At 68.1% G+C, this 21,939-nt stretch carries 20 protein-coding genes; 10 read left to right on the forward strand and 10 right to left on the reverse strand.

From position 1 onward, the window contains the following. A partial coding sequence (locus EGT67_RS19485) for an oxidoreductase (RefSeq protein WP_476742041.1) occupies window positions 1-292 on the reverse strand: 292 nt, incomplete at its 3' end. Between the two features lie 91 nt (window positions 293-383). On the opposite strand from EGT67_RS19485, the gene EGT67_RS19490 reads away from it, so the two are divergent. Then, on the forward strand, window positions 384-1,352 hold the full coding sequence (locus EGT67_RS19490) for an IclR family transcriptional regulator (protein ID WP_127917756.1): 969 nt from the start codon (window positions 384-386) through the stop codon (window positions 1,350-1,352). 396 nt (window positions 1,353-1,748) lie between these two features. Next, window positions 1,749-2,663: a homoserine O-acetyltransferase MetA gene (gene metA, locus EGT67_RS19495; protein ID WP_127917757.1), complete on the forward strand. Its 915-nt coding sequence runs from the start codon at window positions 1,749-1,751 to the stop codon at window positions 2,661-2,663. A 175-nt stretch (window positions 2,664-2,838) separates the two neighbouring features. On the opposite strand, the gene dnaB is transcribed toward metA, so the two are convergent. The 5 genes from dnaB to rpsF all read right to left on the reverse strand — a co-directional run bounded on the left by dnaB (window position 2,839) and on the right by rpsF (window position 7,660). Next, on the reverse strand, window positions 2,839-5,478 hold the full coding sequence (gene dnaB / locus EGT67_RS19500; protein WP_127917758.1) for a replicative DNA helicase: 2,640 nt from the start codon (window positions 5,476-5,478) through the stop codon (window positions 2,839-2,841). 519 nt (window positions 5,479-5,997) lie between these two features. Beyond that, window positions 5,998-6,453 carry a 50S ribosomal protein L9 gene (gene rplI / locus EGT67_RS19505; RefSeq protein ID WP_127917759.1) on the reverse strand — a complete coding sequence of 152 codons (456 nt, stop codon included), beginning with the start codon at window positions 6,451-6,453 and terminating at the stop codon, window positions 5,998-6,000. Between the two features lie 17 nt (window positions 6,454-6,470). Beyond that, a complete protein-coding gene (rpsR, locus tag EGT67_RS19510) occupies window positions 6,471-6,713 on the reverse strand; it encodes a 30S ribosomal protein S18 (protein ID WP_127917760.1) in 243 nt (80 codons plus the stop codon). A 39-nt stretch (window positions 6,714-6,752) separates the two neighbouring features. Then, the gene (locus EGT67_RS19515) at window positions 6,753-7,280 is read right to left on the reverse strand and encodes a single-stranded DNA-binding protein (RefSeq protein ID WP_127917761.1); all 528 of its coding nucleotides are present in this window, start codon (window positions 7,278-7,280) and stop codon (window positions 6,753-6,755) included. A 92-nt stretch (window positions 7,281-7,372) separates the two neighbouring features. Then, window positions 7,373-7,660: a 30S ribosomal protein S6 gene (gene rpsF / locus EGT67_RS19520; protein WP_031936843.1), complete on the reverse strand. Its 288-nt coding sequence runs from the start codon at window positions 7,658-7,660 to the stop codon at window positions 7,373-7,375. A gap of 182 nt (window positions 7,661-7,842) precedes the next feature. On the opposite strand from rpsF, the gene EGT67_RS19530 reads away from it, so the two are divergent. Further along, the gene (locus EGT67_RS19530) at window positions 7,843-9,189 is read left to right on the forward strand and encodes a glycosyltransferase 87 family protein (RefSeq protein ID WP_127917762.1); all 1,347 of its coding nucleotides are present in this window, start codon (window positions 7,843-7,845) and stop codon (window positions 9,187-9,189) included. On the opposite strand, the gene EGT67_RS19535 is transcribed toward EGT67_RS19530, so the two are convergent. The 3 genes from EGT67_RS19535 to EGT67_RS19545 all read right to left on the reverse strand — a co-directional run bounded on the left by EGT67_RS19535 (window position 9,148) and on the right by EGT67_RS19545 (window position 13,918). Further along, the gene (locus EGT67_RS19535) at window positions 9,148-10,770 is read right to left on the reverse strand and encodes a glycosyltransferase family 87 protein (protein WP_127917763.1); all 1,623 of its coding nucleotides are present in this window, start codon (window positions 10,768-10,770) and stop codon (window positions 9,148-9,150) included. The two genes, EGT67_RS19530 and EGT67_RS19535, sit on opposite strands and share 42 nt — an antisense overlap. Before the next feature lie 22 nt (window positions 10,771-10,792). Then, the gene (locus EGT67_RS19540) at window positions 10,793-13,246 is read right to left on the reverse strand and encodes a transglycosylase domain-containing protein (protein ID WP_338324877.1); all 2,454 of its coding nucleotides are present in this window, start codon (window positions 13,244-13,246) and stop codon (window positions 10,793-10,795) included. A 243-nt stretch (window positions 13,247-13,489) separates the two neighbouring features. Further along, window positions 13,490-13,918: a DUF5318 domain-containing protein gene (locus tag EGT67_RS19545; protein ID WP_127917764.1), complete on the reverse strand. Its 429-nt coding sequence runs from the start codon at window positions 13,916-13,918 to the stop codon at window positions 13,490-13,492. Window positions 13,919-14,065: 147 nt separating this feature from the next. Between EGT67_RS19545 and EGT67_RS19550 the strand changes: the two genes are divergently transcribed. The 7 genes from EGT67_RS19550 to abc-f all read left to right on the forward strand — a co-directional run bounded on the left by EGT67_RS19550 (window position 14,066) and on the right by abc-f (window position 21,183). Further along, the gene (locus EGT67_RS19550) at window positions 14,066-14,938 is read left to right on the forward strand and encodes a DUF1707 SHOCT-like domain-containing protein (protein WP_127917765.1); all 873 of its coding nucleotides are present in this window, start codon (window positions 14,066-14,068) and stop codon (window positions 14,936-14,938) included. Window positions 14,939-14,940: 2 nt separating this feature from the next. Beyond that, window positions 14,941-15,780 carry a DUF1707 SHOCT-like domain-containing protein gene (locus EGT67_RS19555; RefSeq protein WP_241566127.1) on the forward strand — a complete coding sequence of 280 codons (840 nt, stop codon included), beginning with the start codon at window positions 14,941-14,943 and terminating at the stop codon, window positions 15,778-15,780. Window positions 15,781-15,869: 89 nt separating this feature from the next. Further along, the gene (locus tag EGT67_RS19560) at window positions 15,870-16,727 is read left to right on the forward strand and encodes a DUF1707 SHOCT-like domain-containing protein (protein ID WP_127917766.1); all 858 of its coding nucleotides are present in this window, start codon (window positions 15,870-15,872) and stop codon (window positions 16,725-16,727) included. 32 nt (window positions 16,728-16,759) lie between these two features. Continuing rightward, the gene (locus EGT67_RS19565) at window positions 16,760-17,530 is read left to right on the forward strand and encodes a DUF1707 SHOCT-like domain-containing protein (RefSeq protein WP_241566128.1); all 771 of its coding nucleotides are present in this window, start codon (window positions 16,760-16,762) and stop codon (window positions 17,528-17,530) included. 106 nt (window positions 17,531-17,636) lie between these two features. Further along, window positions 17,637-18,203, forward strand: coding sequence for a PadR family transcriptional regulator (locus tag EGT67_RS19570; protein WP_127917768.1), 567 nt, complete (start codon window positions 17,637-17,639; stop codon window positions 18,201-18,203). Then, window positions 18,196-19,290, forward strand: a complete 1,095-nt coding sequence (locus tag EGT67_RS19575) for an inositol-3-phosphate synthase (RefSeq protein WP_127917769.1) — start codon at window positions 18,196-18,198, stop codon at window positions 19,288-19,290. Before EGT67_RS19570 ends, EGT67_RS19575 begins: the two co-directional genes overlap by 8 nt. A 282-nt stretch (window positions 19,291-19,572) precedes the next feature. After that, a complete protein-coding gene (gene abc-f, locus EGT67_RS19580; protein ID WP_127917770.1) occupies window positions 19,573-21,183 on the forward strand; it encodes a ribosomal protection-like ABC-F family protein in 1,611 nt (536 codons plus the stop codon). On the opposite strand, the gene EGT67_RS19585 is transcribed toward abc-f, so the two are convergent. After that, window positions 21,184-21,786 carry a M23 family metallopeptidase gene (locus tag EGT67_RS19585; protein ID WP_127917771.1) on the reverse strand — a complete coding sequence of 201 codons (603 nt, stop codon included), beginning with the start codon at window positions 21,784-21,786 and terminating at the stop codon, window positions 21,184-21,186. It lies immediately after the preceding gene. Window positions 21,787-21,939 lie beyond the last annotated feature (153 nt).

The following is a 21,939-nucleotide window of genomic DNA, read 5'->3' on the forward strand; positions in this document are numbered from 1 at the left end:
CCGCCCCCTCGGCGTGGATCGCGTCGGTGAGCCTGCGCAGACCCGGCACCACCTCCGGCCGCATCCACAGCTGACCGCGCTCGGTACGCCCCTCGGGCTGCACCGCGCAGTACGCCACGGTCGTCATACCGACCCCACCCGCAGCGGGCCGGCGATGGAAGTCGATCAACGCGTCGGTGACCAGCGCCTGCGGGGTCCGCCCCTCGAACGTCGCGGACTTGATGATGCGGTTACGCAACGTGATCGGACCCAACTTGGCCGGTTCCAGTACATCGGGATGAGTGGGGCTCATGGTCTGCTCTCCGGGTGGCGGTGATCGGGGTTGGTCAGTGCCGCGGGCAGAAGACCTGGATCCCAGCCGGCACGTGTGTTACAAAATATGAATGCAGAATTTCAATTCGGCGGGTGATTCTAAGCACACTTCGCCCAACGCCTCAAGGGTCGGCCGCGGCGAATCCGGTACCCGGACCTCGGTCGATCGGAAGTCACCGCCGACCGAGCGGGTCGTCCAGATCCTCAACCTGCTGGCAGACGCGCCGCGCGAACGGCTCACGCTCACACAGGTCTCGGCTGCTCTCGGCCTGAACAAACCCACCTGTCTGGGTATCCTCACCGCGCTCACGGATGCGGAATTCGTCACTCGAGACGACGCGAAGTCGTACGGACTCGGCCCCGCGCTGTTACGCCTCGGGTCGGCCGCCGAATCCGGCCTTGCCAACCTCGATCTGGTTCGCCCGCTCATCACCGATCTGCACGACCGCCTGGGTGTCAGCTGCGTCCTCAGCGCCGTCCACGAGGGCCAGATCGTGATTCTCGACAGGCTCGGCGCTGCCATGATCGGCGACCGCCGTGACCTCGTCGGCGAAAGACTGCCGCTGGCTCCGCCCCTGGGGCTGGTGAACATCGCATGGGAGCACGACGCTGTGGTCGATGCGTGGCTCGGCCGGCCGTCACTGATCCCCCTCGCGACTGGCGACGAAAAGGTCCGCGCGATCATCGCCGATGGACGCCAGCGCGGCTACATCATCGAATGCCTACCCACGTCGAGCACCTCGACCGTCGTGCTCGCCAGCCTCCTGTCCTCAGGAATGCCGCAGCGAGTCATCGACGAACTCTGCCGACACCTCCCCGCGACCGACTGGTCCGAGTACCTCGCCACGATCCCACGCGATGCGACCACCACCCCGGTCGCTCACATCAGTGCCCCCATCTTCGATCGGCACGGCGCCCAGCAATACACCCTGACCCTGGTCCCCGAACGCGCCGACGCCACCCCGGCCCAATGCCGGGAGTGGACCACAGCACTCCTCGAGACGACGCGCCAGGCCACCATCGCCCTCGGCGGCCAGTAACCGAGTCTCGCTGTACCACTCGTGCACGGCGAATTCTGCAAAGTGTCTGACCCGCACCAGGCTTCGACCGGACTTCAACAACGAACACCGGGAAGGCGTCCCCGGCTCAGCGGCCAGCAGCAGCTGCAGGTTCATGGCCTACTTGTCCGAGCCACCTGGGATTCTCAAGATCTTCCACGACGCATGCCCGCCCCGACACCGTAAACGTATGACCCAGAACGAGATCGCCGAGATCGTTGGCGTCGGACGCATCGCTCTATCCGGGCGACTCTGGGTCAGGGCCAGGCCGGCCAGGAGCCAGTAGGCGGGACCACGATGGCGTGTGGGTTTCGCGTCCGTGAGCTATTGAGGCTCCGGTCCCTGTCTGCAACCGGAGGCGGACTAAGCTGCTGGGCGATGCCTGTCACTGTGCCGCGCGATCTTCCCGCCAGGGCCATCCTGGAGGCGGAGCGAATCTTTGTCATGTCCGACGAGCGTGCTGGACACCAGGATATTCGCCCTATGCGGATCGCCATCTTGAATCTGATGCCGATGAAGGTCAGCACCGAGACGCAGCTACTGCGGTTGCTCAGCAATACTCCTCTGCAGATCGAGATCACCCTGCTGCACATGGCCAGCCATGTCTCGCGTACCACCTCCGCAGAGCACCTCGAATCGTTCTACTCAACTTTCGATGACGTGGCCCACATGCACTTCGACGGCCTCATCGTCACCGGGGCGCCGATCGAGAAACTCGACTTCGAGGACGTCGACTACTGGCCGGAGATGACCAAGATCCTCGACTGGTCCCGCAGCGCCGTGCAGTCGACTCTGCACGTCTGCTGGGGTGCGCAGGCGGCCCTCTACCACCACTACGGTGTCCGCAAGCACGAAGTTCCACAGAAAATCTCCGGTGTATTCTCCCATCGAATCACTGGCGCGCGATCGCCGATCGTCACCGGGTTCGACGACGAGTTCCTAGCGCCGCACTCACGGCACACCGATGTCCACGCCGCCGACATCGAGGCCACCGGTGAGGTCGACGTGTTGGCGGTGAGCGAGGAGGCCGGAGTCTACTTGGCAGCCACCGCGGACGGCCGCCAGGTCTTCGTGACCGGTCACCCGGAATATGATGCGGACACCTTGGCACGTGAATACCGCCGCGACAGCGAGCAAGGACTGCCGGTCCCAGCTCCGGCGCACTACTTTCCCGGCGACGACCCCACCGCCATCCCACTCAACCGATGGCGCGGCCACGGGCACCTGCTGTACTCCAACTGGCTGAACTACTGCGTCTACCAGGAGACACCGTTCATTCCAGGCGAGGCCTGACCGGCTAAGCCCGTTCCCTCGGAGCTAGAGCTCTCGTGGTGACATGGGGATCTTCCTCTCAATCGGAAGACCCGACTGTCAACAACCTCCATCAGTTTTAGATCGCCGCACATCCCTCTCCCGCCTGGCACTCAGTGCCCGCCCTCCCGCTGCGCTGCTGCGGAGTGGTGGTAACTTACCCCCGCGCCATATCCACGAACCGCGAGTAGTGCAACTGGTGCGCGACGGTGATGGTGGCCGTCGGACCGCCGCGGTGCTTGCCGAGAATGATGTCGGCCTCGCCGCCGCGCGGATCGTCGCGCTCGAAGGCGTCGGGACGGTGCAGCAGCATGACCATGTCGGCGTCCTGCTCGAGCGAACCGGACTCGCGGAGGTCGGAAACCTGGGGGCGCTTGTCCGTTCGCTGCTCGGGACCACGGTTGAGCTGACAGATCGCGATCACCGGGACCTCGAGTTCCTTCGCCAGCAGCTTGAGGCTTCGGGAGAACTCCGAGACTTCCTGCTGACGGGACTCGACCTTCTTGCCCGACGACATCAGCTGCAGGTAGTCGATGACGATCAGCCGGATGTTGTGCTTCTGCTTGAGCCGGCGTGCCTTCGCGCGGATCTCCATCATCGTCAGGTTGGGGGAGTCGTCGATGAACAGCGGCGCCTCGCTGATCTCGCTCATCCGCCGCGCCAGACGCGTCCAGTCGTCGTCGGACATCTTGCCCGAGCGCATGTCCGAGAGCTTGATCTTCGCCTCCGCCGACAGCAGACGCATCACGATCTCGGTCTTGCTCATTTCCAGCGAGAAGATGACGCTCGCCATGCCGTGCTTGATGGAGCACGACCGCATGAAATCCATACCGATTGTGGAGTTGTGCGTCGGCACCATCGACCGACCGGCGAGATACAGGTGGTCGGCGTTGTCGACCTCGACGCACCGCACGGGCACGCTGTCGATCTTGCGGATGTCCACGATGTACCGCGAACCGATGCGGGCCGTGCCACCGGCAGCACGACGCTCCTTGTGCAACAGCGCCTTCCGCGGCAGACCGAAGACCTCGTCGTCCGCGCCGAACGTCAGCGTGAACGCGGTCGACGACGCTTCGGTGCGCCCGCGCACCGGCTTGGTGCTCGTTTGCACGCGGTACCCGAGGCTGACCACAAGTTCCGCGACGTCGCGGACGAGACGCTCGTTGGTCCCCGTGAACTGCACCGAGCCACCGTGGGTGACGGTGCCGTCCGTGTCGAGCAGGCCGGCCAACAGCGCCCGGCGCTGCGATTCCGAGGCACGCAGGTACTGCGTCGGAATGTGCTTGTCGCCCAGCACGCCGAGGGTGCGTAGACGGGATCGGACGCTACCGACAGTGTTCCGGCATGTCTGGCACATCCGCAGGCCGATCGACTTGCCGCCGCAGACCGGGCACGTGGGTGCCGGAACCGGCGCGGACACGAAACGGGCCTTACCGCCGCAGGATTGACCACATGTCCGCACCTCGCTGGTGAGGGGTACGAAACTCTTACCGCACACAACACAATCCCGAGCCTCGATCGGCTCTTCGGGCGCAAGCTTGAGGCTGTAGCGCATCCGAGCGGTCTCCGACGGCACGGCTACCAGTCCCTCGGCCTCGATCATCATGATGATCTCGGGGTCCGCGGTGGTGAACTGCGACGCGTCGGAGGTGCCGTCGCCCAGCCACGCGCCGAGCGTGTACGGCGGCATGAGCAGATCCTGTGCAGGCAACTGCAGCGGCTCGGTATTCGTCACCGAGTGATTGATCCGACGGTCCGCCGTCGCGCACCGCAGCGTCGTGGCGATCTCGCCCGTCGTCCGCACCTCGGCGAAGGTGCGCTGACTCTTGTATCCGTTGCGGCCGGTGGCCGCCTGCTGGGCGGAGCGCCGCGAGGCCCGCGTCTCCGTCAGCCACTGATGCTGCTCGTCGGCGACGATGACGGTGCCGTCCGAGAACTCCACCTCGTAGCAGGGCCGACCGGTCATGACGTCGGTGGCCGCCACGACGGTGGTGGGCTTGCCGTGCGCGTCGATCAGCTGATCGCCGACGCCGACCTCGCCCATCGTGGTCCAGCCGGTCGGCGTGGCCAGCGGGGTGTCGAGGGCGAGGGCCTTACCGACACCGGGCCGCGCCGCCACGATGATCATCTGACCGGCATGGAGGCCGTTGGTGATCTCGTCGAGCTCGCTGAAACCGGTGGGCACGCCGAGCGAGATGCCGCCGCGGCTGGCGATGGAGTCGATCTCGTCCATCGTGGGCTGCAGCAGCTCCTCGAGCGGCATGAAGTCCTCGGTGGTGCGGCGCTCGGTGACCTCGAAGATCTCGGCCTGCGCCCGGTCGACCACCGCGGCGACGTCCTGACCGTCCGCGCCGGAGTAGCCGTACTGGACGATGCGGGTGCCGGCGTCGACGAGGCGGCGCAGCACCGACTTCTCCGCGACGATCTCCGCGTAGAAGGCGGCGTTCGCGGCGGTGGGGACCGTCTGGGTGAGCGTCACCAGGTAGGGGGCGCCGCCGATGCGACGCAGTTCGCCGCGGCGGTCGAGTTCCGCCGACACCGTGACCGGGTCGGCCGGCTCGCCGCGGCTGTACAGGTCGAGGATCGCGTCGTACACCGACTGGTGGGCGGGGCGGTAGAAGTCGCCGGGCCGCAGCACCTCGAGGACGTCGGCGATCGCGTCCTTGCTCAGCAGCATGCCGCCGAGCACCGACTGCTCCGCGACCATGTCGTGCGGAGGCTGCCGCCCGAACTCCTCGCTCGGCTCCTCCGGGGGTCCCGGGTACTCGGAATGACCACGATCATCTACAACCGCCAACGCGACCGCCCTTCCACGCGACGCCGTCCGACGTCGTCGCGCACTGCACGACGACCGGCACGGAAGACGCCTTTCACACTCTTTGTACCCGTGTACCCCGACAAAACCGTGCCGCCTCGCGGGCGGCCGAGATACATGCTCGCGACGACGTTAGGGGCCGGACAACCCAGTCACCAAACCCACCTGTGTACACAGCTGTGGATGAATTGGGGAGGTGCGAGGTCAGGATGTTAACCGCCTGGGGAAAACTGGGGACAACCTGGGGACAGATGAACATCACACTGAACAATCCCCAGGTAGACGGCAGTTTTTGATTTCACACCCCTGTGGATGGAAAGTCATTCGGCGTGTCGTTCCGGTTGACAACCCGGGCGTGTTGGGTAAACAGCCACCCAATCCAGGTATGGCACAGGTCACAGAATCGGCGCCGAGTGGCGGATCCATCCACAGCCCGTCCCCAGCAGCACGAACGGCCCCGCGGACATGAAGTCCGCGGGGCCGTTCGATCGAACGGGTCGACTAGGCGGCGACGACGTTCAGGTGGAACTTGGCGGCAACCTCGGGATGCAGGTTGACCACGATGAGGTGCTTGCCGGTGGCCTTGATGTGGGCCTTCGGCAGCTCCAGGTTGCGCTTGTCGACGACCGGGCCGCCGGCAGCCTTGATGGCGCCTGCAACGTCGGCCGCGGTGACGGAACCGAACAGCTTGCCCGAGTCACCAGCGGTCTTCACCGACAGCGACACACCCTCGAGACCCTCGATGGCAGCCTTGAGCTCCTTGGCGTGATCGAGACCACGGACCGCGCGCGCCTCCTGGGCGCGACGGATGCCCTCGACCTGCTTTTCGGCGCCACGGGTGGCGACGATGGCCAGGCCGCGCGGGAGCAGGTAGTTACGGCCGTAGCCGTCCTTGACCTCAACGGTGTCGCCAGGCGCACCGAGGTTGTCCACGTCAGCGGTGAGGATCAGCTTCATGTCGTCCCTCCCTTTCCTTAGCGGGCCGTCGAGACGTAAGGCAGCAGGGCCACCTCACGCGAGTTCTTCACGGCGACCGCGATGTCCCGCTGGTGCTGGACGCAGTTGCCGGTGACACGGCGGGCGCGGATCTTGCCGCGGTCGCTGACGTACTTACGCAGCAGCGTCGTGTCCTTGTAGTCGATCTGCGTGTTCTTTTCCTTGCAGAACGTGCAGACCTTCTTCTTCATAACCTTGTCGCGCAGCGGCGGCTTCGGCATGTCTATCTCCGTTTTCTGGATGTTCCGATTCGATACGGATCAGAACGGCGGTTCGTCGTCCGAGCCCTGGGAGCCTCCGAAGGAGCCCGCCTGCGGCGCGCTGCCCCACGGATCGTCTCCGCCCTGGCTGTAGTTGGACGCCGGACGTCCGCCGCCGGATCCGCCGGAAGAACCACCGAAGCCACCACCGCCACCGCCTCCGCGGTTGGCCTTGTTGACCTTGGCAGTGGCGTAGCGGAGCGAGGGGCCGATCTCGTCGACCTCGAGCTCCACGACAGTGCGCTTCTCGCCCTCACGGGTCTCGTACGAGCGCTGCTTGAGCCGTCCGCTCACGATCACTCGCGAGCCGCGGGTCAAGCTCTCCGCGACGTTCTCCGCAGCCTCGCGCCAGATGTTGCAGCGCAAGAACAGCGCTTCGCCGTCCTTCCACTCGTTCGTCTGACGGTCGAAGGTGCGGGGCGTGGACGCGACGGTGAAGTTCGCGACCGCGGCACCCGCGGGGGTGAAACGAAGCTCGGGATCAGCCGTCAGGTTTCCGATGACGGTGATTACGGTGTCGCCTGCCATGTGGTTCCTCCTGCTGTGTGTGGAGTTCCTGTTGGTCCAGAGCCTAGGTGCTGGTACCGACTACCAGCGGCCGTGCCCGGATCAGACGGGAATCACTTGCCGTGGCGCAGGACCTTCGTACGCAGCACCGACTCGTTCAGACCCAGCTGACGGTCGAGCTCCTTGACGGTGGCCGGCTCGGCGGTGATGTCGATGACCGCGTAGATGCCTTCAGCGTTCTTGGCGATCTCGAACGCGAGACGACGCTTGCCCCAGACATCGACCTTGTCGACACTGCCGCCGTCCTTACGGACGACATTGAGGAACGTATCCAGCGACGGGGCGACAGTGCGCTCGTCCAGGCTGGGGTCGAGGATGACCATCAATTCGTAATGACGCATAAGACCTCATCACCTCCTATGGACTGTGAAACGGCCACGGACTGTCCGTGGCAGGAGGGTCGTTGCGTCAGCAACCTTTGCAGGGTACACGAGTGGCCTGTGACCTGGGAAATTGATCTGTGGGCGTGCCTCCGGCAGCCGCCGATCCCACATCGGCCCCGGATCGCCTTACGCTGGAATGCATGCGGACGGCGACCGGCTTCCGAGCCGGAACGATGGTCACGATCCTCACCGCCTGCCTGCTCACCCTCGTGTTCGCGTACCTGGACAAGGCCCGCTGCGCCGGTCCGCCGTTCGCCGCCGACGGCCGCAGCCTGATCTTCGACCGGATCCGGGACCGCGACGTCTGCTACTCCGACATCCAGTTCCTGTGGCTGGGCCGCGGCATCGACCAGCACCTGTTCCCGTACACCGGCGGGATCACCGGCGACGGCCTGCTCGTCCCGGGCACCGTCGAATACCCGGTGCTGAGCGGGCTCCTGATGTGGATCGGCGGCCTCGGCGCGCACACCGACGCCGCCTTCCTGCTGCACTCGGCGCTGCTGCTGGCGCCGTTCGGGCTGCTCACCGCCTGGCTGCTGGGCCGGCTCGCCGGCCGGGCGGCGCTGCTGTGGGCGGCCGCGCCGCCACTGGTGATGTACGGCTTCCACAACTGGGACCTGCCGGTGGTCGCGACGTCGGTCGGCGCGATCGCGGTGATGGCGTCGCAGCGGTGGTCGCTGCGCACCCGCGGGACGCTGGCCGCGGTCCTGCTCGGCGCCGGGTTCTGCCTCAAGCTCTATCCCGGCCTGTTCGTGCTGCCGCTGGCGCTGTACGTCCTCACCGCCGGACGCCCGCGGGGCCGCCTCGACGTCCGCGGTGCGGCCGCGGTGATCGCGGCCGCCACCGGGACGGTGGTGGCGATCAACCTGCCGTTCGCGCTCGCCGACTACCCCGGCTGGCGCGCGTCGTTCACGTTCCAACTGCAGCGGCAGGCCGATCTCACCAGCAACAGCATCTGGTACTGGGGGCTGCGGCCACTGATGGGCGGCGGCCGTCAGGGCTCCGACGCCTACCACCACCTCGTCGGCATCGCCTCGCCGGTGCTGCTGTTCGCGGCGCTCGGTCTCGCACTGTGGCTGGGCTGGAGGCGATTCGAACGGGAGGGCGTCTACCCGTGGATCGGGGTCAGCGGCGCGATGCTGTGCGCGTTCGTACTGCTGCACAAGGTGCACTCGCCGCAGTACACGCTGTGGCTGATCCCGTTCCTCGTCCTGCTGCGCGTGCCCTGGTCGCTCGTCGGCGCCTACCTCGCGGCCGACCTGACCCTCGGCATCGGCGTGTTCCGCTGGTTCGACGCGCTCACCCGATCCGACGCCGCCACAGCCGAATTCGTCGTCAAGCTCGGCGTGTGGAGCCAAGCCGTGCTCCTCGTGACGTTCTTCGTCCTGCTGCTGCGGGTGCCGTTGCGCCGCACCGTCGACGCGCCGGCGTCTGCGGCGCAGCGGTCACCCTCCGACGCGCGCCTTCTCGTCGGGCGCACCGGCTGACGCCCGTTCCGGGATCTTCGGTCGCAGCCACGCCGGCAACCACCGCGGCGGCGCGTCCTCGGCCTGGTCGAGGACGCCGCCGGCGGGATCGTCGATGAAACCGAATCGCACCAGGTCCTCCGACGGCCGGTAGATCTGCCGCAACACCAGCACGCACAGCATGACGACGGCGAGGTCCCGGATCAGGACGGTCCCGGTGAACCACACCTCGGGCAGGCCCTTGTTCGAGACGCCGAGGTAGTACATCATCCGCGGCACCCAGACGAGGGCGTCGATCGTCATCCACGCCAGCAGGATCCGACGGTGGGGGAGGGCCAGGACCGCGAGCGGGACCAGCCACAGCGAGTACTGCGGGCTCCACACCTTGTTGGTGAGCAGGAACCCGGCGACCAGCAGGAAGCACAGTTGCGCCACCCGCGGGCGCCGCGGGGCCGTCAGCGCGACGTAACCGATGCCGACGCAGACTGCGGCGAACAGCAGAAACGACACGGTGTTCAGCACGCTCGGCGACTCGCCGGGTGCCAGCGGACCGTCGAACCCGGCCCATCCGGTGAACGACGCGATCACGTTGTAGATCGAGTCGGGATCCGCCCCGCGCTCGGAGTTGAGCCGGAAGAACTCCGCCCAGCCGCGCGGAAACAGCAGCGCGATCGGCAGATTCACCACCAGCCATGCGGCCAGCGCGGCGAGCGTGGACTGCCACCACGCCCGCATCTTCCCGGCCCGCAGGCACAGCACCAGCAGCGGGCCGAGCAGCAGCAGCGGATACATCTTCGCGGCGCCGCCGAGGCCGAGCAGGACGCCCGCCAGCACCGGGCGTTTCCGCGCCCAGGCCAGCAGGCCGCCGGCCGCGAAGGCGGTCGCCAGCGGGTCGAAGTTGGTGAAGGCGTGCACGATCACCAGCGGCGAGCACGCGACGAGCGCGGCGTCCCACACGCGCCTACCGGCCAGCAGCGCGCTCGCCCACACCGTCACCAGCCACGCCATCGCCAGACCGAACGCGACGACGTTGAAGTAGATGACCACCTGCAGGCCGCCGGGCAGCCACGGCGTCGCGTGCCACGCCTTCGCGACCACCATGGAGCCGTACTGGTACAGCCCCGACAGCACCGGGTACTCCATGTAGCGGCGCTGCACCGAGCCGTCGGATCTGGACTCTTCCCACCACTTCTTGTACGGGAAGGCACCCTCGTCGAGGTGCTCGGCGCCGTAGAGCGGGACGGTGTCGGAGTAACACATCGCGACGTACTGACGGTTGCCGCCCCAGTCCAGTCCGAGGGCGCCGTTGGCGCCCACCGGGCCCTGCTGGATGCAACCCGCCTTGCTGAACCAGCCGAGGCTCAGGAACACCACGGCCAGCAGCAGGATCACCCGCATCGGCGTGAAGAAGCGGGTCCGGCCGATCAGCGCGTGCCGACCGACCGGACCACCGATCGTGGACGTCAGCCGCGCGGTCAGCGGATCCGTGTGGCCCGGCACGTCCCGCCAGTCCGCGGACCGGCGATCGGCGGCGAGCGGTGCCGGTGACACCAGCTCGACGCCGTCGCGGGTTTCTGTGCTGCCCGTTGTGTTGTCGGCCACTCCGCGAGGCTACCGGGAACGGTTACCCGGCGGGCACGGGCTGCGGGGCGAACCGCAGCTGGCCCTGACCCTGCCCCTGGCCCTGGCCGGTCGGCGGCTCGTCCGGCTCCGTGGTGGACGAGTCCGGTGTGTCCGTCGGCGACGACGGGGTGGTCCGGCCCGGCACGACGCCCGGAATCGGGATCGTCACGCCCGGCAGGATCTCCACGTTGGTCGTGGTGATCTCGATCGGCGGGAGTGTCGTGGTCGACTGCCCGGAGCTCGACGGGGCCGCCGACGTCGTCTTCGGCGCGGCCGGTGCCGAGTACTCCGGCACACCGGCCTGACCGGCGATGGGATCGGGCGTCGGGAACTTCTCGATGTCGGTGCCCTTCAGCGCGCCGTCCATCGTGGCCTTCCAGATGTCCGACGGCAGACCCGAACCGTAGATCATTCCGCCGTAGCTGTTCTCCAGCGGCAGACCCTCCTCGGTGCCGACCCAGACCGCCGTCGACAGCGACGGGGTGAATCCGACCATCCAGGCGTCCTTGTTGGAGCCGGTGTCGCCGAGCTGTGCGGTACCGGTCTTCGACGCCGACGGGCGTCCCCCGGCCAGCCCGTGCCCGCGCGAGTACGCGGCGATCGGGGTCATCGCGGCGGTGGTGTTGTCGGCCACGGCGGCGTCGATGCGGTCCTCACCGACCGGCGTGCCGCGGTCGAGCAGGACGGTGCCGTCGGAGGTGACGACCTTCTGCACGAAGTACGGCTCGTGGTACGTGCCCGATGCGGCCAGCGTCGCGTACGAGGACGCCATGTCGAGCGGCCGCGACTGGTACTGGCCCAGCACGATGCCGTTGTTGGGGCCGACGCCGCCCGGCTCTGTGAGCGTCTCGCCGACGCCGGGGAGCTTCTCGGGGATGCCGGCCTTGTGGGCCATGTCGGCGATGGCCTGCGGGCCGTCGTCCATCTGCAGCATCTGCCGGTAGAAGCTCGTGTTCAGAGACCGCTTGAGCGCCTCGGCGATGGTGCACGTGCCGCAGGACTCGCCCTCGACGTTGCCGATCGAGATGCCGTTGACCGTGAGCGGGCCGCTGTCGTACATCTGCGACAGCGGGATGCCCTGGTCCAGCGCGGCCGCGAGGCCGAACACCTTGAACGACGAGCCGGTCTGCAGGGCGGCCTGCGCGAAGTCGTAGCCGGTGCCGTCCTCACCGCCGTAGTAGGCGCGGACGGCGCCGGTGTGCGGGTCGACCGACACGACCGCGGTCCGCAGCTCCGACGGCTCGCCGTCCATGTACTTCTCGACAGCGTCGAGCGCCGCCTGCTGCGCCTGCGGGTCGATCGTCGTGGTGATCTGCAGGCCCTCGGTGTTGAGGTCCTGCTCGCTGATGCCCGCCGCCGACAATTCCTGCAGGACCTGCTGCTTGATCAGGCCCTCGGGACCGCCGCCGCCGGTGCCGTTGTCCATCTCCGCGATTGGGACGACCGGCGGGAACTGCTGCGCGGCGCGGTCGGTGGAGCTGAGTGTGCCGCTGTCGACCATGCCGTCGAGGACGTAGTTCCAGCGCGTCTCCGCGCCCGTCGGGTTGGATTCCGGGTCGAGGTTGGACGGCTGCTGGATGATTGCCGCCAACATGGCGCCCTCTGCGACAGTCAGTTCCTCGACCGGCTTGCCGTAGTACGCATCGGCGGCGGCGGCGATGCCGTAGGCACCGCGGCCGAAGTAGATGGTGTTGAGGTACGCGGCCAGGATCTCGTCCTTCGACCACTCGCGGGCCATCTTCGACGAGATGACCAGCTCCTTCATCTTGCGGGTGAGGGAGCGCTCGGAGCCGACCAACGCGTTCTTGACGTACTGCTGGGTGATGGTCGAGCCACCGCCGGCGCTCTCCCGGCCGAGCACGTTGTCACGCGCGGCGCGGGCGAAGCCGCTGATCGAGAAGCCGGGGTTGGAGTAGAACTTGCGGTCCTCGGCCGCGAGCACGGCGTTGCGCACGTGCACCGGGATCTGGTCGATCGAGACCTCGGTGCGATTGCCCTCCGGCGGCACGATCCGGGTGATCTCCGTCGACCCGTCCGAGGCGAGGACCGTCGCGACCTGGTTGGACTTCATATCGCCCGGCTTCGGGACGTCCGCGGCCACGTACGCGACCATGAACGTCAGCATCGGCACGATCAGGCCCAACGCGACGACCGCGTACGCGGTGCGGCGCGCGATCTTCCACTTGCTGGACTTGGCCTTCTTCTTCGGCGGCTTCGGCGGCTCACCACCGGATCCACCGCCGGGCTTGCGGCCGGTGGGCGGCGGGCCGGCCGGCGGACGGCCACCCGGACCGCGTCCTCCACCCTGCGCCGGACGTGCGCCCCCTGGGGCGGGCGCCCCCTGCTGGGGCCGACCACCCTGCGGCGGACGGCCACCCTGCCCCTGCGGCGGACGACCACCCTGCGGTGGGCGGCCACCCTGGCCCTGCGGCGGACGTCCGCCCTGACCCGGCACGGGTCCGGGGCGGCCTGCCGGCGGCGGGCCGGGGTTGCGACGAGGAGCCGGGCCCCCCATGGGACGGCCGGGCTGCTGCCCGGCCGGTCGTCCACTCTGCTGGGGCCCGCTGGGCCGGCGTGGTCCTGTGGGACGGCCGTCCTGCGGGTTGTTGGGGGAACTCACGTACGAATCTCCAGTAGTCGGGTGACTGCGGGCAGTCCTCGGTGACGTCGTGCTGTGGGCACAGCTTTCGGCTTCCTACTACTCACTCGCGGTGCGGCGGCGGGGAGAACGGGCCGAGGAGGTTCTCCTCGGCCGCTTCGGCGCCGGCACCGCACCGAGAACGTAGGACTGGACCAGATGGTTCCAGCTGCATGTGCGGCACACCTCGACCACGTGCACCGAGAATTCCTCCTCGGTTGCGGCCAGACGAACCAGTTCCTCGGGTGTCCGCGCCGAGCCCGACACCGGGCCCAGCTTGTCGCCGAAGACCCAGGACACGATGGTCAGTTCTTCCTTGCGACAGATCGGGCACATGACCTCGCTGCGGCGGCCGTGGAACTTCGCCGCACGCAGCAGGTACGGGCTCGCATCGCAGACCTCGCTCACGCCGGTCCGCCCCGAGTAGACCTCGGCGAGCAGGGACCGGCGCTGCAGCGCGTAGTCCACGACCTGCCGCTGTATCCGCACGGAGACCAGAGTACGTGCGTCGCCCGCCGACCGGGTGGGGTGGGAGTACGTGCACGTGGGGACCGACACAAGGTCTTGACACGTCGCAACTGGATCGGTTCGGACGCGGACGGTCGACATTCCGAACGGTTTCCTAGGATCGAGTGCGTGCCCGAGCAGGTTTCCCCCAGAACTCGCGCGCGCGACATCGACCGCGCCCAGACGTGCGGGCTCCTCGACGCCGGATACGGCGAAGGACAGCTCGACCCGACCGAATACGAGGCCCGGACCACGGCGGCCATGAAGGCCAAGACGCTCGGGGAACTCGACGCCTTGGTCTCGGACCTCCAGATTCCCGACCATCTCGTCGAGGCGGCCCGTGCTTCGGCAGCGGCGCCTCGACGGCGCGTTCCTGCACGCGGCGTGGCCGCCGGTGTCGCCGCGGCCGCGGTGATCGTCGGAATTGTGGTCTTGGTCACCCGCGAAGACGAACCCGCGCCCGAACCCGCCGAGGTTGTCGCCGCCCAGCAGGCTCCGGCGCCCGCGCCGATCCCGGCGGGCGAGCCGCAGCCGATGGTGATCGAGCCGATCGATACGGCGACCGCCGACGGGATCGCGGAGTTCCTGCGGCTGTTCCAGGCCAAGTTCGGCGATCAGGTCGTCGACGACCTGTACCTCGAACAGCGCCACGCCTCGTTCCAACGGATGCTTCCCGAGCAGCCGCATCGCGTCCAGCGTTGGGACTTCTACCGCGGTTTCGATCCGAGCGGTTCGCCGAGCTCCCGTTCGTCGGATACGGCGACGGTCGACCTCGCCGGCATCGAGATCGACCGGCTCGGGGACCTGATCCGGGAGGCGCCGTCCCTGGTGGGACTGCCGGCCGGACGGATCGACTACATCATCGTCCGCCCCGATCCGATCACCGCCGAACCCGAGATCGGCATCTACGTCGAGGATCCCGCGCTGCGCTCCGGCTACCTCTATGCGACGTTCGACGGTCGGGTCACCCACACGTCCGCCCCGACGCCCGAGGGAGGCTGACCGTGTCCGGCGCTCGTCGCCCGATCGCCGACTCGATGCGGCTGCGGGCCCGCGACTCCGACCGCGACGCTGTGCTGAAGGTGCTGGACGCCGCCTTCGCGAACGGTCAGCTGTCCGAGGTCGAGCACGAAGGCCGCCTCGAGTCCGCTGCGGCGGCACGCACCCTCGCGGATCTCGACGGGCTCGTGCGTGACCTGCAGATTCCGAGCGAACTGCAGGACTCGGTGCCCACCCCGCCGCGGGATCGGAGCGTGCGCTGGATCGCCGCCCTCGCCGCGGTGGCAGCCCTCGTGGTCGGAGGCGTCGTGGTCGCGTCCGGGCTGTCGGACTCGGGCAGCTCGGGCGACTCGGTGTCGTCGTCCGACACCGCGGCGAGTTCCGCGGACCTGACCACCGCTGCCGGACTCGGCCGACTGCTCGACGAGATCCCTCAGAAGTTCGGGGACTCCGTCGTCGACGAGCTGGACGTGTATCCCGAGTTCGCACAGGTCGAGCGTCAGGTGCCCGGAAAGCCCGGGATGTCGCAGTCGTACACGTACAAGGTCGACAAGGGCGAGGCACGGTTCGAGGAATCCGGTACTCCCTCGCCGCGAAGCGACAGCGAAGTACCGGTCGATCTGGCGCCCCTGCGCCCGAACGTGCCCACATTGATCGGCCTGCTCTACGGCGCCGATCGCACACTCGCCGTCGCCGATCCGACATCCACGCACATCTCGATCGAACAGGGCGAGCAGAGCCCGGAGGCCGAGATCTACCTGACCAACGCGGAACAGGGCACGAGCGGCTTCCTCACCATGGGTTTCGACGGCGAGGTCCGGGCCGTCCGCCGCGCCGACCGGTAGGCAACTCACGCCGATCTTCTCCGCCCGTGCGGGCCGCCGGTTCGGACGTGGTTGCTCGACATTCCGACCGGTTTCCTAGGATCACGGGCGTGTCCGGCCCCGCCTCTGTCAAAGCCCGCGCGCGCGACATCGATCGCGCCGAGACGTGTGGACTGCTGGACGCCGGGTACGGCGAGGGGCAACTCGACCCCGCCGAGTATCAGGCCCGAACCGCGCAGGCCATGCAGGCCAAGACGCTCGGGGAGCTCGCCGCCCTCGTCGCCGACCTGCAGATTCCCGAGCATCTCGTCCAAGCCGTGCGGGAGTCCGCGCCGGCACCCCGCAATCGTCTCCCGCGTAGCGCCGTGGCAGCGATCGCGGTCGCGGTCGCGGCGATCTGCGGGACGGTGATCTACACGAGTCGAGGCGACGACGCGGCCCCGGGCGCGACCGTCGCGGCCGCACCAGCCCCGGCCACAGCGCCGGTCGCCCCCGGCGAGCCGGAGCCGATCGTGGTCGAGGCGTACGACCCCGTTTCCCCCGACGGAATCCGCGACTTCCTGCGCCAGTACCAGGAGAAGTTCGGCGACCTCCAGGTGGACGACGTGATCTTCTACCCGACCTACGTGTTCCTCGCGCGGGCGGTTCCGGACCAACCGCATCGCGCGCAGGACTGGAGCTTCCGGGGCGGCTTCTCGAAGTCGCGGGGACTGGAGTCACGTTCCCTCGACACCGTCACGGTCGACCTCGCGGCACTCGACGTCGACCGACTCGCCGAGGTGCTCGCGACCGGACCCGGCCGTGTCGGCCTTCTGTCCGCCAAGGTGGAGCACATCTTCGTGCGCCCGGATTCGACCGACGACGTTCTCGTGTCGGTCCTGTTCGAGGACCAGGAGGAACGGACGGGCATGATCGACACCAGGATGGACGGCACCGTCGTCGACGTCTCGCCGGCCGAGGGGCGGTGAGCATGCCGAACCGGCGCAGCTTCGGGAAACCCGTGACGCAGATTCGCGCCCGCGACGTCGACCGCACCGCGGTGCGAGAGGCACTCGACTCGGCCTTCTCCGACGGCCAACTCTCACAGACCGAACACCGGAATCGGGTGGGGGCCGCCCGGTCGGCGCGCACCCTGGACGACCTCGATCGACTCGTCCGTGACCTGCAGGCGCCGCCCACACTGAGCGACACCGTCGCGTCGCAGCCGCCGCCACCGAGCACCCGCTGGATCGTCGCGGTGGCGGCCGCCGTCGTCGCAGTGTGCGGGATCGTGGTGGTCACCTCGGATCGGGATGTTGCCGGTCCGGCCGGCGCGGCACCCGCCACCGAGTTGATGACCGCGGCGGGGTTCGGGCAGATGCTCGACGACATCGCCCGGGGCCTGGGCGGCTCGCAGGTCGACCAGCTGACCGTCTACCCCGAGTACGCGTCGATCTCGCGCCCGGTGCCCGGGGCGCCCGGTAGCGAGCAGTCGTACACGTACGAGGACGGAAAGCTCACGGACGACGGCAGGTCACCCGGTCGCACCGAGGGCGTGCCCGTCGACCTGGCCGAGTTGCGTCCCAACGTTCCCCGACTGATCGGGCTGCTGTACGGCGCCGATCGCACACTCCGGGTGAGCGACCCGACCCAGATCTTCCTGGACGCGAAGCGCGGCGACGACGGGCCGGTCGTGAACATCCACCTGAAGAACGAGACCTCGGGCGCCAGTGGCTTCCTGACGGTCGGTTTCGACGGCGCCGTCCGCAGCGTCTACCGATCCGACCAGTAGGTCTCCGACCAGCAATTTCGCGGAACAGTGTGCCCGAATATATCGGTGCGATATAGTTGGCAATCGCATCTATCGGTTATGTTCGGGACACTCAGGGGGTGTGATCATGCTCGAGCTGGCAATTCTCGGGCTGCTCCTCGAGTCACCCATGCACGGATACGAGCTGCGCAAGCGGCTCACCGGGCTGCTCGGTGCGTTCCGCGCCTTCTCCTACGGTTCGCTGTACCCGACGCTGCGGCGCATGCAGTCGGACGGGTTGATCGTCGAGGGCGAGAACGAGGACGGCACCGTCAAGCGGCGGGCACGTCGCGTGTACGAGCTGACCCCCGCCGGCCGGAAGCGCTTCTCCGAGCTGGTGGCGGACACGGGGCCCCAGAACTACACCGACGACGGGTTCGGCGTGCACCTTGCCTTCTTCAGCCGCACCCCCGCCGAGGCGCGGATGCGAATTCTGGAAGGCAGGCGACGTCAGGTCGAGGAGCGCCGGGAAAGCCTCCGCGACGCCATCGGGCGGGCCACCGGGTCGCTCGACCGTTACACCCGCCAGCTCCATCAGCTCGGTCTCGAGTCGAGCGAACGGGAAGTGCGGTGGCTGAACGAGCTGATCGCCGCCGAACAATCATCAACAGCAACAGCACCCAAGAAAAAAGAAGGAGAACCCGACCATGGGTGAGAACAGCACCGCGGTGCGCGTAGCCATTGTGGGCGTGGGTAACTGTGCCTCGTCCCTGGTCCAGGGCGTGCAGTACTACAAGGACGCCGACGAGAACTCCACCGTCCCCGGCCTGATGCACGTCAAGTTCGGCCAGTACCACGTCCGCGACGTCAACTTCGTCGCCGCGTTCGACGTCGACGCCAAGAAGGTCGGGTTCGACCTGTCCGAGGCGATCAACGCCAGCGAGAACAACACCATCAAGATCGCCGACGTCCCGCCGCTGAACGTCCCCGTCCTGCGCGGCCCGACGCTCGACGGCATCGGCAAGTACTACGCCCAGACCATCGAGGTCTCCGACGCCGAGCCCGTCGACGTCGTGAAGGCCCTCGAGGACGCCGAGGTCGACGTCCTCGTGTCCTACCTGCCGGTGGGCTCGGAAGAGGCCGACAAGTTCTACGCGCAGTGCTGCATCGACGCCGGTGTCGCGTTCGTGAACGCGCTGCCCGTCTTCATCGCCTCCGACCCGGAGTGGGCCGACAAGTTCCGCGCGGCCGGTGTCCCGATCGTCGGCGACGACATCAAGAGCCAGGTCGGCGCCACCATCACGCACCGCGTGATGGCGAAGCTGTTCGAGGACCGCGGCGTGGTGCTGGATCGCACCTACCAGCTGAACGTCGGCGGCAACATGGACTTCAAGAACATGCTCGAGCGTGAGCGTCTGGAGTCCAAGAAGGTCTCCAAGACGCAGGCTGTGACGTCGAACCTGAACGGCCCGCTGTCCGGCAAGGTCCACGACCGCAACGTCCACATCGGTCCCTCGGACTACGTCGAGTGGCTCGACGACCGCAAGTGGGCGTACGTCCGCCTCGAGGGTCGCGCGTTCGGTGACGCCCCGCTGAACCTGGAGTACAAGCTCGAGGTCTGGGACTCCCCGAACTCGGCCGGCATCATCATCGACGCCATCCGCGCCGCGAAGATCGCCAAGGACCGCGGCCTCGGTGGCCCGATCCTGCCGGCGTCGGCGTACCTGATGAAGTCCCCGCCGGTCCAGATGGCCGACGACAAGGCTCGCGCCGAGCTCGAGGCCTTCATCATCGAGGCCTGAGTCTCTGCTTGAACCTCCTGTGGCGGTGGTCGATTCGTTCGACCACCGCCACAGGTGTCTTCGGGGGAAGCCTCTCCGGATAATCGGTGGTCGAGTGAATCCTCCGGTGCTACGGTGGCTTTCGTGGGCACTCTGAATCACTAGATCGGGACGCCGCGTCGAGCTTGCTCCGCGGCGGGTCCTGAGCGCGCGGACATCGGCACCCGGCTCGGCCGGGTCGATTGCGCGAGGGCACCTTTCCCCCGATCTCCCGGACACGTTCCGGGCGCAAGGAGCACGCCCATGCCCGTCTCCGAATTCTCCCTACGCTCCGTCTCGAAGCGCTACGGCGACCGCGTCGTCCTCGACGGTGTCGACCTGTCGATCCCGCCGGGCACGAAGGTCGGCGTCGTCGGCGACAACGGATCCGGCAAGTCGACACTGCTCGCACTCCTCGCCGGCCGCATCCACCCCGACAACGGCGAGACCCGTGTCGTCGCGGACGGCGGAATCGCTTATGCCGCACAGTCTCTGGACCTGAACGCGGGCGCGACCGTCCAGGACGCGATCGACCACGTCCTCCGTGACCTCCGCACCCTCGAGGCCCGGATCCGCGGTCTGGAGCAGCGTCTGGCCGATGCGGCCGACGACGACCTCCACGCCGCCCTGTCCGAATACACGGAGTCGACAGCGCTTTTCGAGAGCCTCGACGGGTACACCGTCGACGAGCGGGTCGATGCCGGCCTGCACGCGCTCGGGCTGCCGCATCTCGACCGGTCCCGGCGGGTCGGCACGCTGTCGGGTGGACAGCAGGCCCGGCTCGCACTGGCCGCCGTCCTGGCGTCCAATGCCGAACTGCTCCTGCTGGACGAGCCCTCCAACGACCTGGACGACGACGCCGTCGCCTGGCTCGAGCACCGCCTGATCGACCATCGCGGCACGGTGGTGGCGGTGACCCACGATCGCGTGTTCCTCGACCGGTTGACGCCGGTGATCGTCGAGGTGGCCGGGCGGGGCGTGCGCCGCTACGGCGACGGCTACGACGGATACCTCGCGGCGAAGGCCGCCGAGCGGCGGCGACGGGTGCAGGAGTACCGGGACTGGCGTCTCGAGCTCGACCGGAGCGAACACCTCGCCCGGGCGAATGCATCACGGCTCGAAGCGATTCCCCGCAAGCAGGAGAAGGCGGGATTCGGTCACGGCGCGTTCCGGGCACGCGGACGCGATCACGGGGCGATGGGGCGGATCCGGAACGCCAAGGAGCGGATCGACCGCCTCACGCGGGATCCGGTCATGCTCCCACCGGAACCGTTGCGGTTCACGCCGGCGCTGCCGACGGCGACCGCCCCCGCGCCCGAAGGCCCGCTCGTTCGACTGTCGGGCGTGCGTGTCGGGTCGCGGCCGGCGATCCCCGACCTGGAGGTGCAGCCCGGGGGTCGCCTGCTGGTGACCGGGCCGAACGGTGCCGGAAAGACCACGCTGCTCCAGGTGATCGCCGGCGAGATCGTGCCGGACAGCGGCGAGGTGCGCGCACCGACCAGGGTCGGGTACCTGCGGCAGACCGTCGGCTCGTGGCCCGGCGCGGTGACCCTGCTCGCGGCCTACGTCGCCGAGCGGCCGGGTCATCCGGACGATGCCGCGGCGGAACTGCTCTCGCTCGGGCTGTTCGTCCCCGACGACCTGCACCGGCCGCTCGCCGAACTGTCGTACGGTCAGCGACGGCGGCTCGAGGTGGCGCTGCTCGTCACCTGCGGCGCCGATCTGCTGCTGCTGGACGAGCCGACGAACCACCTGTCACCGGCACTCGCCGAGGAACTCGAGGACGCCCTCGGCTCGTTCGACGGCACCGTCGTCGCCGTCACCCACGATCGGCGGATGCGGGGACGCTTCCACGGCGAGCACCTGGCGCTGTGATCACCAGGTCGGGGAGACGCCGTTGCTGCGCAACCAGACCTGCGGGTCCACCTGGCGGCCACTGGGATCCCAGACCTCGAAGTGCAGGTGCGGGCCGGTCGACTGGCCGCGGTTGCCGACCGTCGCGATCTGCTGACCGGCGGCGACGCGCTGGCCGACACTGACGATGTAGGTGTCGACGTGACCGTACACGGTGATGGTGCCGTCGTTGTGCTGCACGCGCACCCACTGGCCGAACCCGGAGGCCGCGCCCGCCGAGATCACCTTGCCGGCGGCGGCGGAGTAGATCGGCGTGCCGAGGCTCGCCCCGATGTCGATGCCGTTGTGGTGGCCGCCGTCACGGGGGCCGTAGCTCGAGGTCAGTACACCGGAAACCGGCTGCACCACAGAAGAATTCGACCCGAACTTGTGGACGGATCCCGCCGACTGGGCGGGCTGCGGGGACGCGGACGCGGTGGCGACGCCGAGTTGCGTCCCGCCGACGAGGAGGGATCCGGCGATGGCGACGAATGCTGCCGTCTTCAGCGAACGCCGGCGAATACCGGACTTCGACGGATCGATATTGCGAGTGGAATTGTGCGATGACTGGTGGTGCTTGCCCACGGGTGTTACCTCATTTGTGACTTGCTCATCGGCCCGAGGAGGGTTCTCCCAGGAGGCCCGTCACAAAAGAGTAACGAAGCTATATCGATCCGTCGAGTGTTATCGAATTTTTATCTTTACCCGATATAAACCGACCGGTTTCGCGAAAGGTCC

This window comes from Prescottella agglutinans (assembly GCF_004011865.1).
GTDB lineage: Bacteria > Actinomycetota > Actinomycetes > Mycobacteriales > Mycobacteriaceae > Prescottella > Prescottella agglutinans.

Bases quoted from the DNA above. Each gene is read 5' to 3' on its own strand.
- abc-f (WP_127917770.1), top strand. From the start codon at position 19,573: ATGCCCGTCTCCGAATTCTCCCTACGCTCCGTCTCGAAGCGCTACGGC.
- EGT67_RS19530 (WP_127917762.1), top strand. From the start codon at position 7,843: ATGCGGACGGCGACCGGCTTCCGAGCCGGAACGATGGTCACGATCCTC.
- EGT67_RS19490 (WP_127917756.1), top strand. From the start codon at position 384: ATGCAGAATTTCAATTCGGCGGGTGATTCTAAGCACACTTCGCCCAAC.
- rpsR (WP_127917760.1), bottom strand. From the start codon at position 6,713: ATGCCGAAGCCGCCGCTGCGCGACAAGGTTATGAAGAAGAAGGTCTGC.
- EGT67_RS19570 (WP_127917768.1), top strand. From the start codon at position 17,637: ATGCTCGAGCTGGCAATTCTCGGGCTGCTCCTCGAGTCACCCATGCAC.
- EGT67_RS19515 (WP_127917761.1), bottom strand. From the start codon at position 7,280: ATGGCAGGCGACACCGTAATCACCGTCATCGGAAACCTGACGGCTGAT.
- rplI (WP_127917759.1), bottom strand. From the start codon at position 6,453: ATGAAGCTGATCCTCACCGCTGACGTGGACAACCTCGGTGCGCCTGGC.
- rpsF (WP_031936843.1), bottom strand. From the start codon at position 7,660: ATGCGTCATTACGAATTGATGGTCATCCTCGACCCCAGCCTGGACGAG.
- metA (WP_127917757.1), top strand. From the start codon at position 1,749: ATGCCTGTCACTGTGCCGCGCGATCTTCCCGCCAGGGCCATCCTGGAG.
- EGT67_RS19575 (WP_127917769.1), top strand. From the start codon at position 18,196: ATGGGTGAGAACAGCACCGCGGTGCGCGTAGCCATTGTGGGCGTGGGT.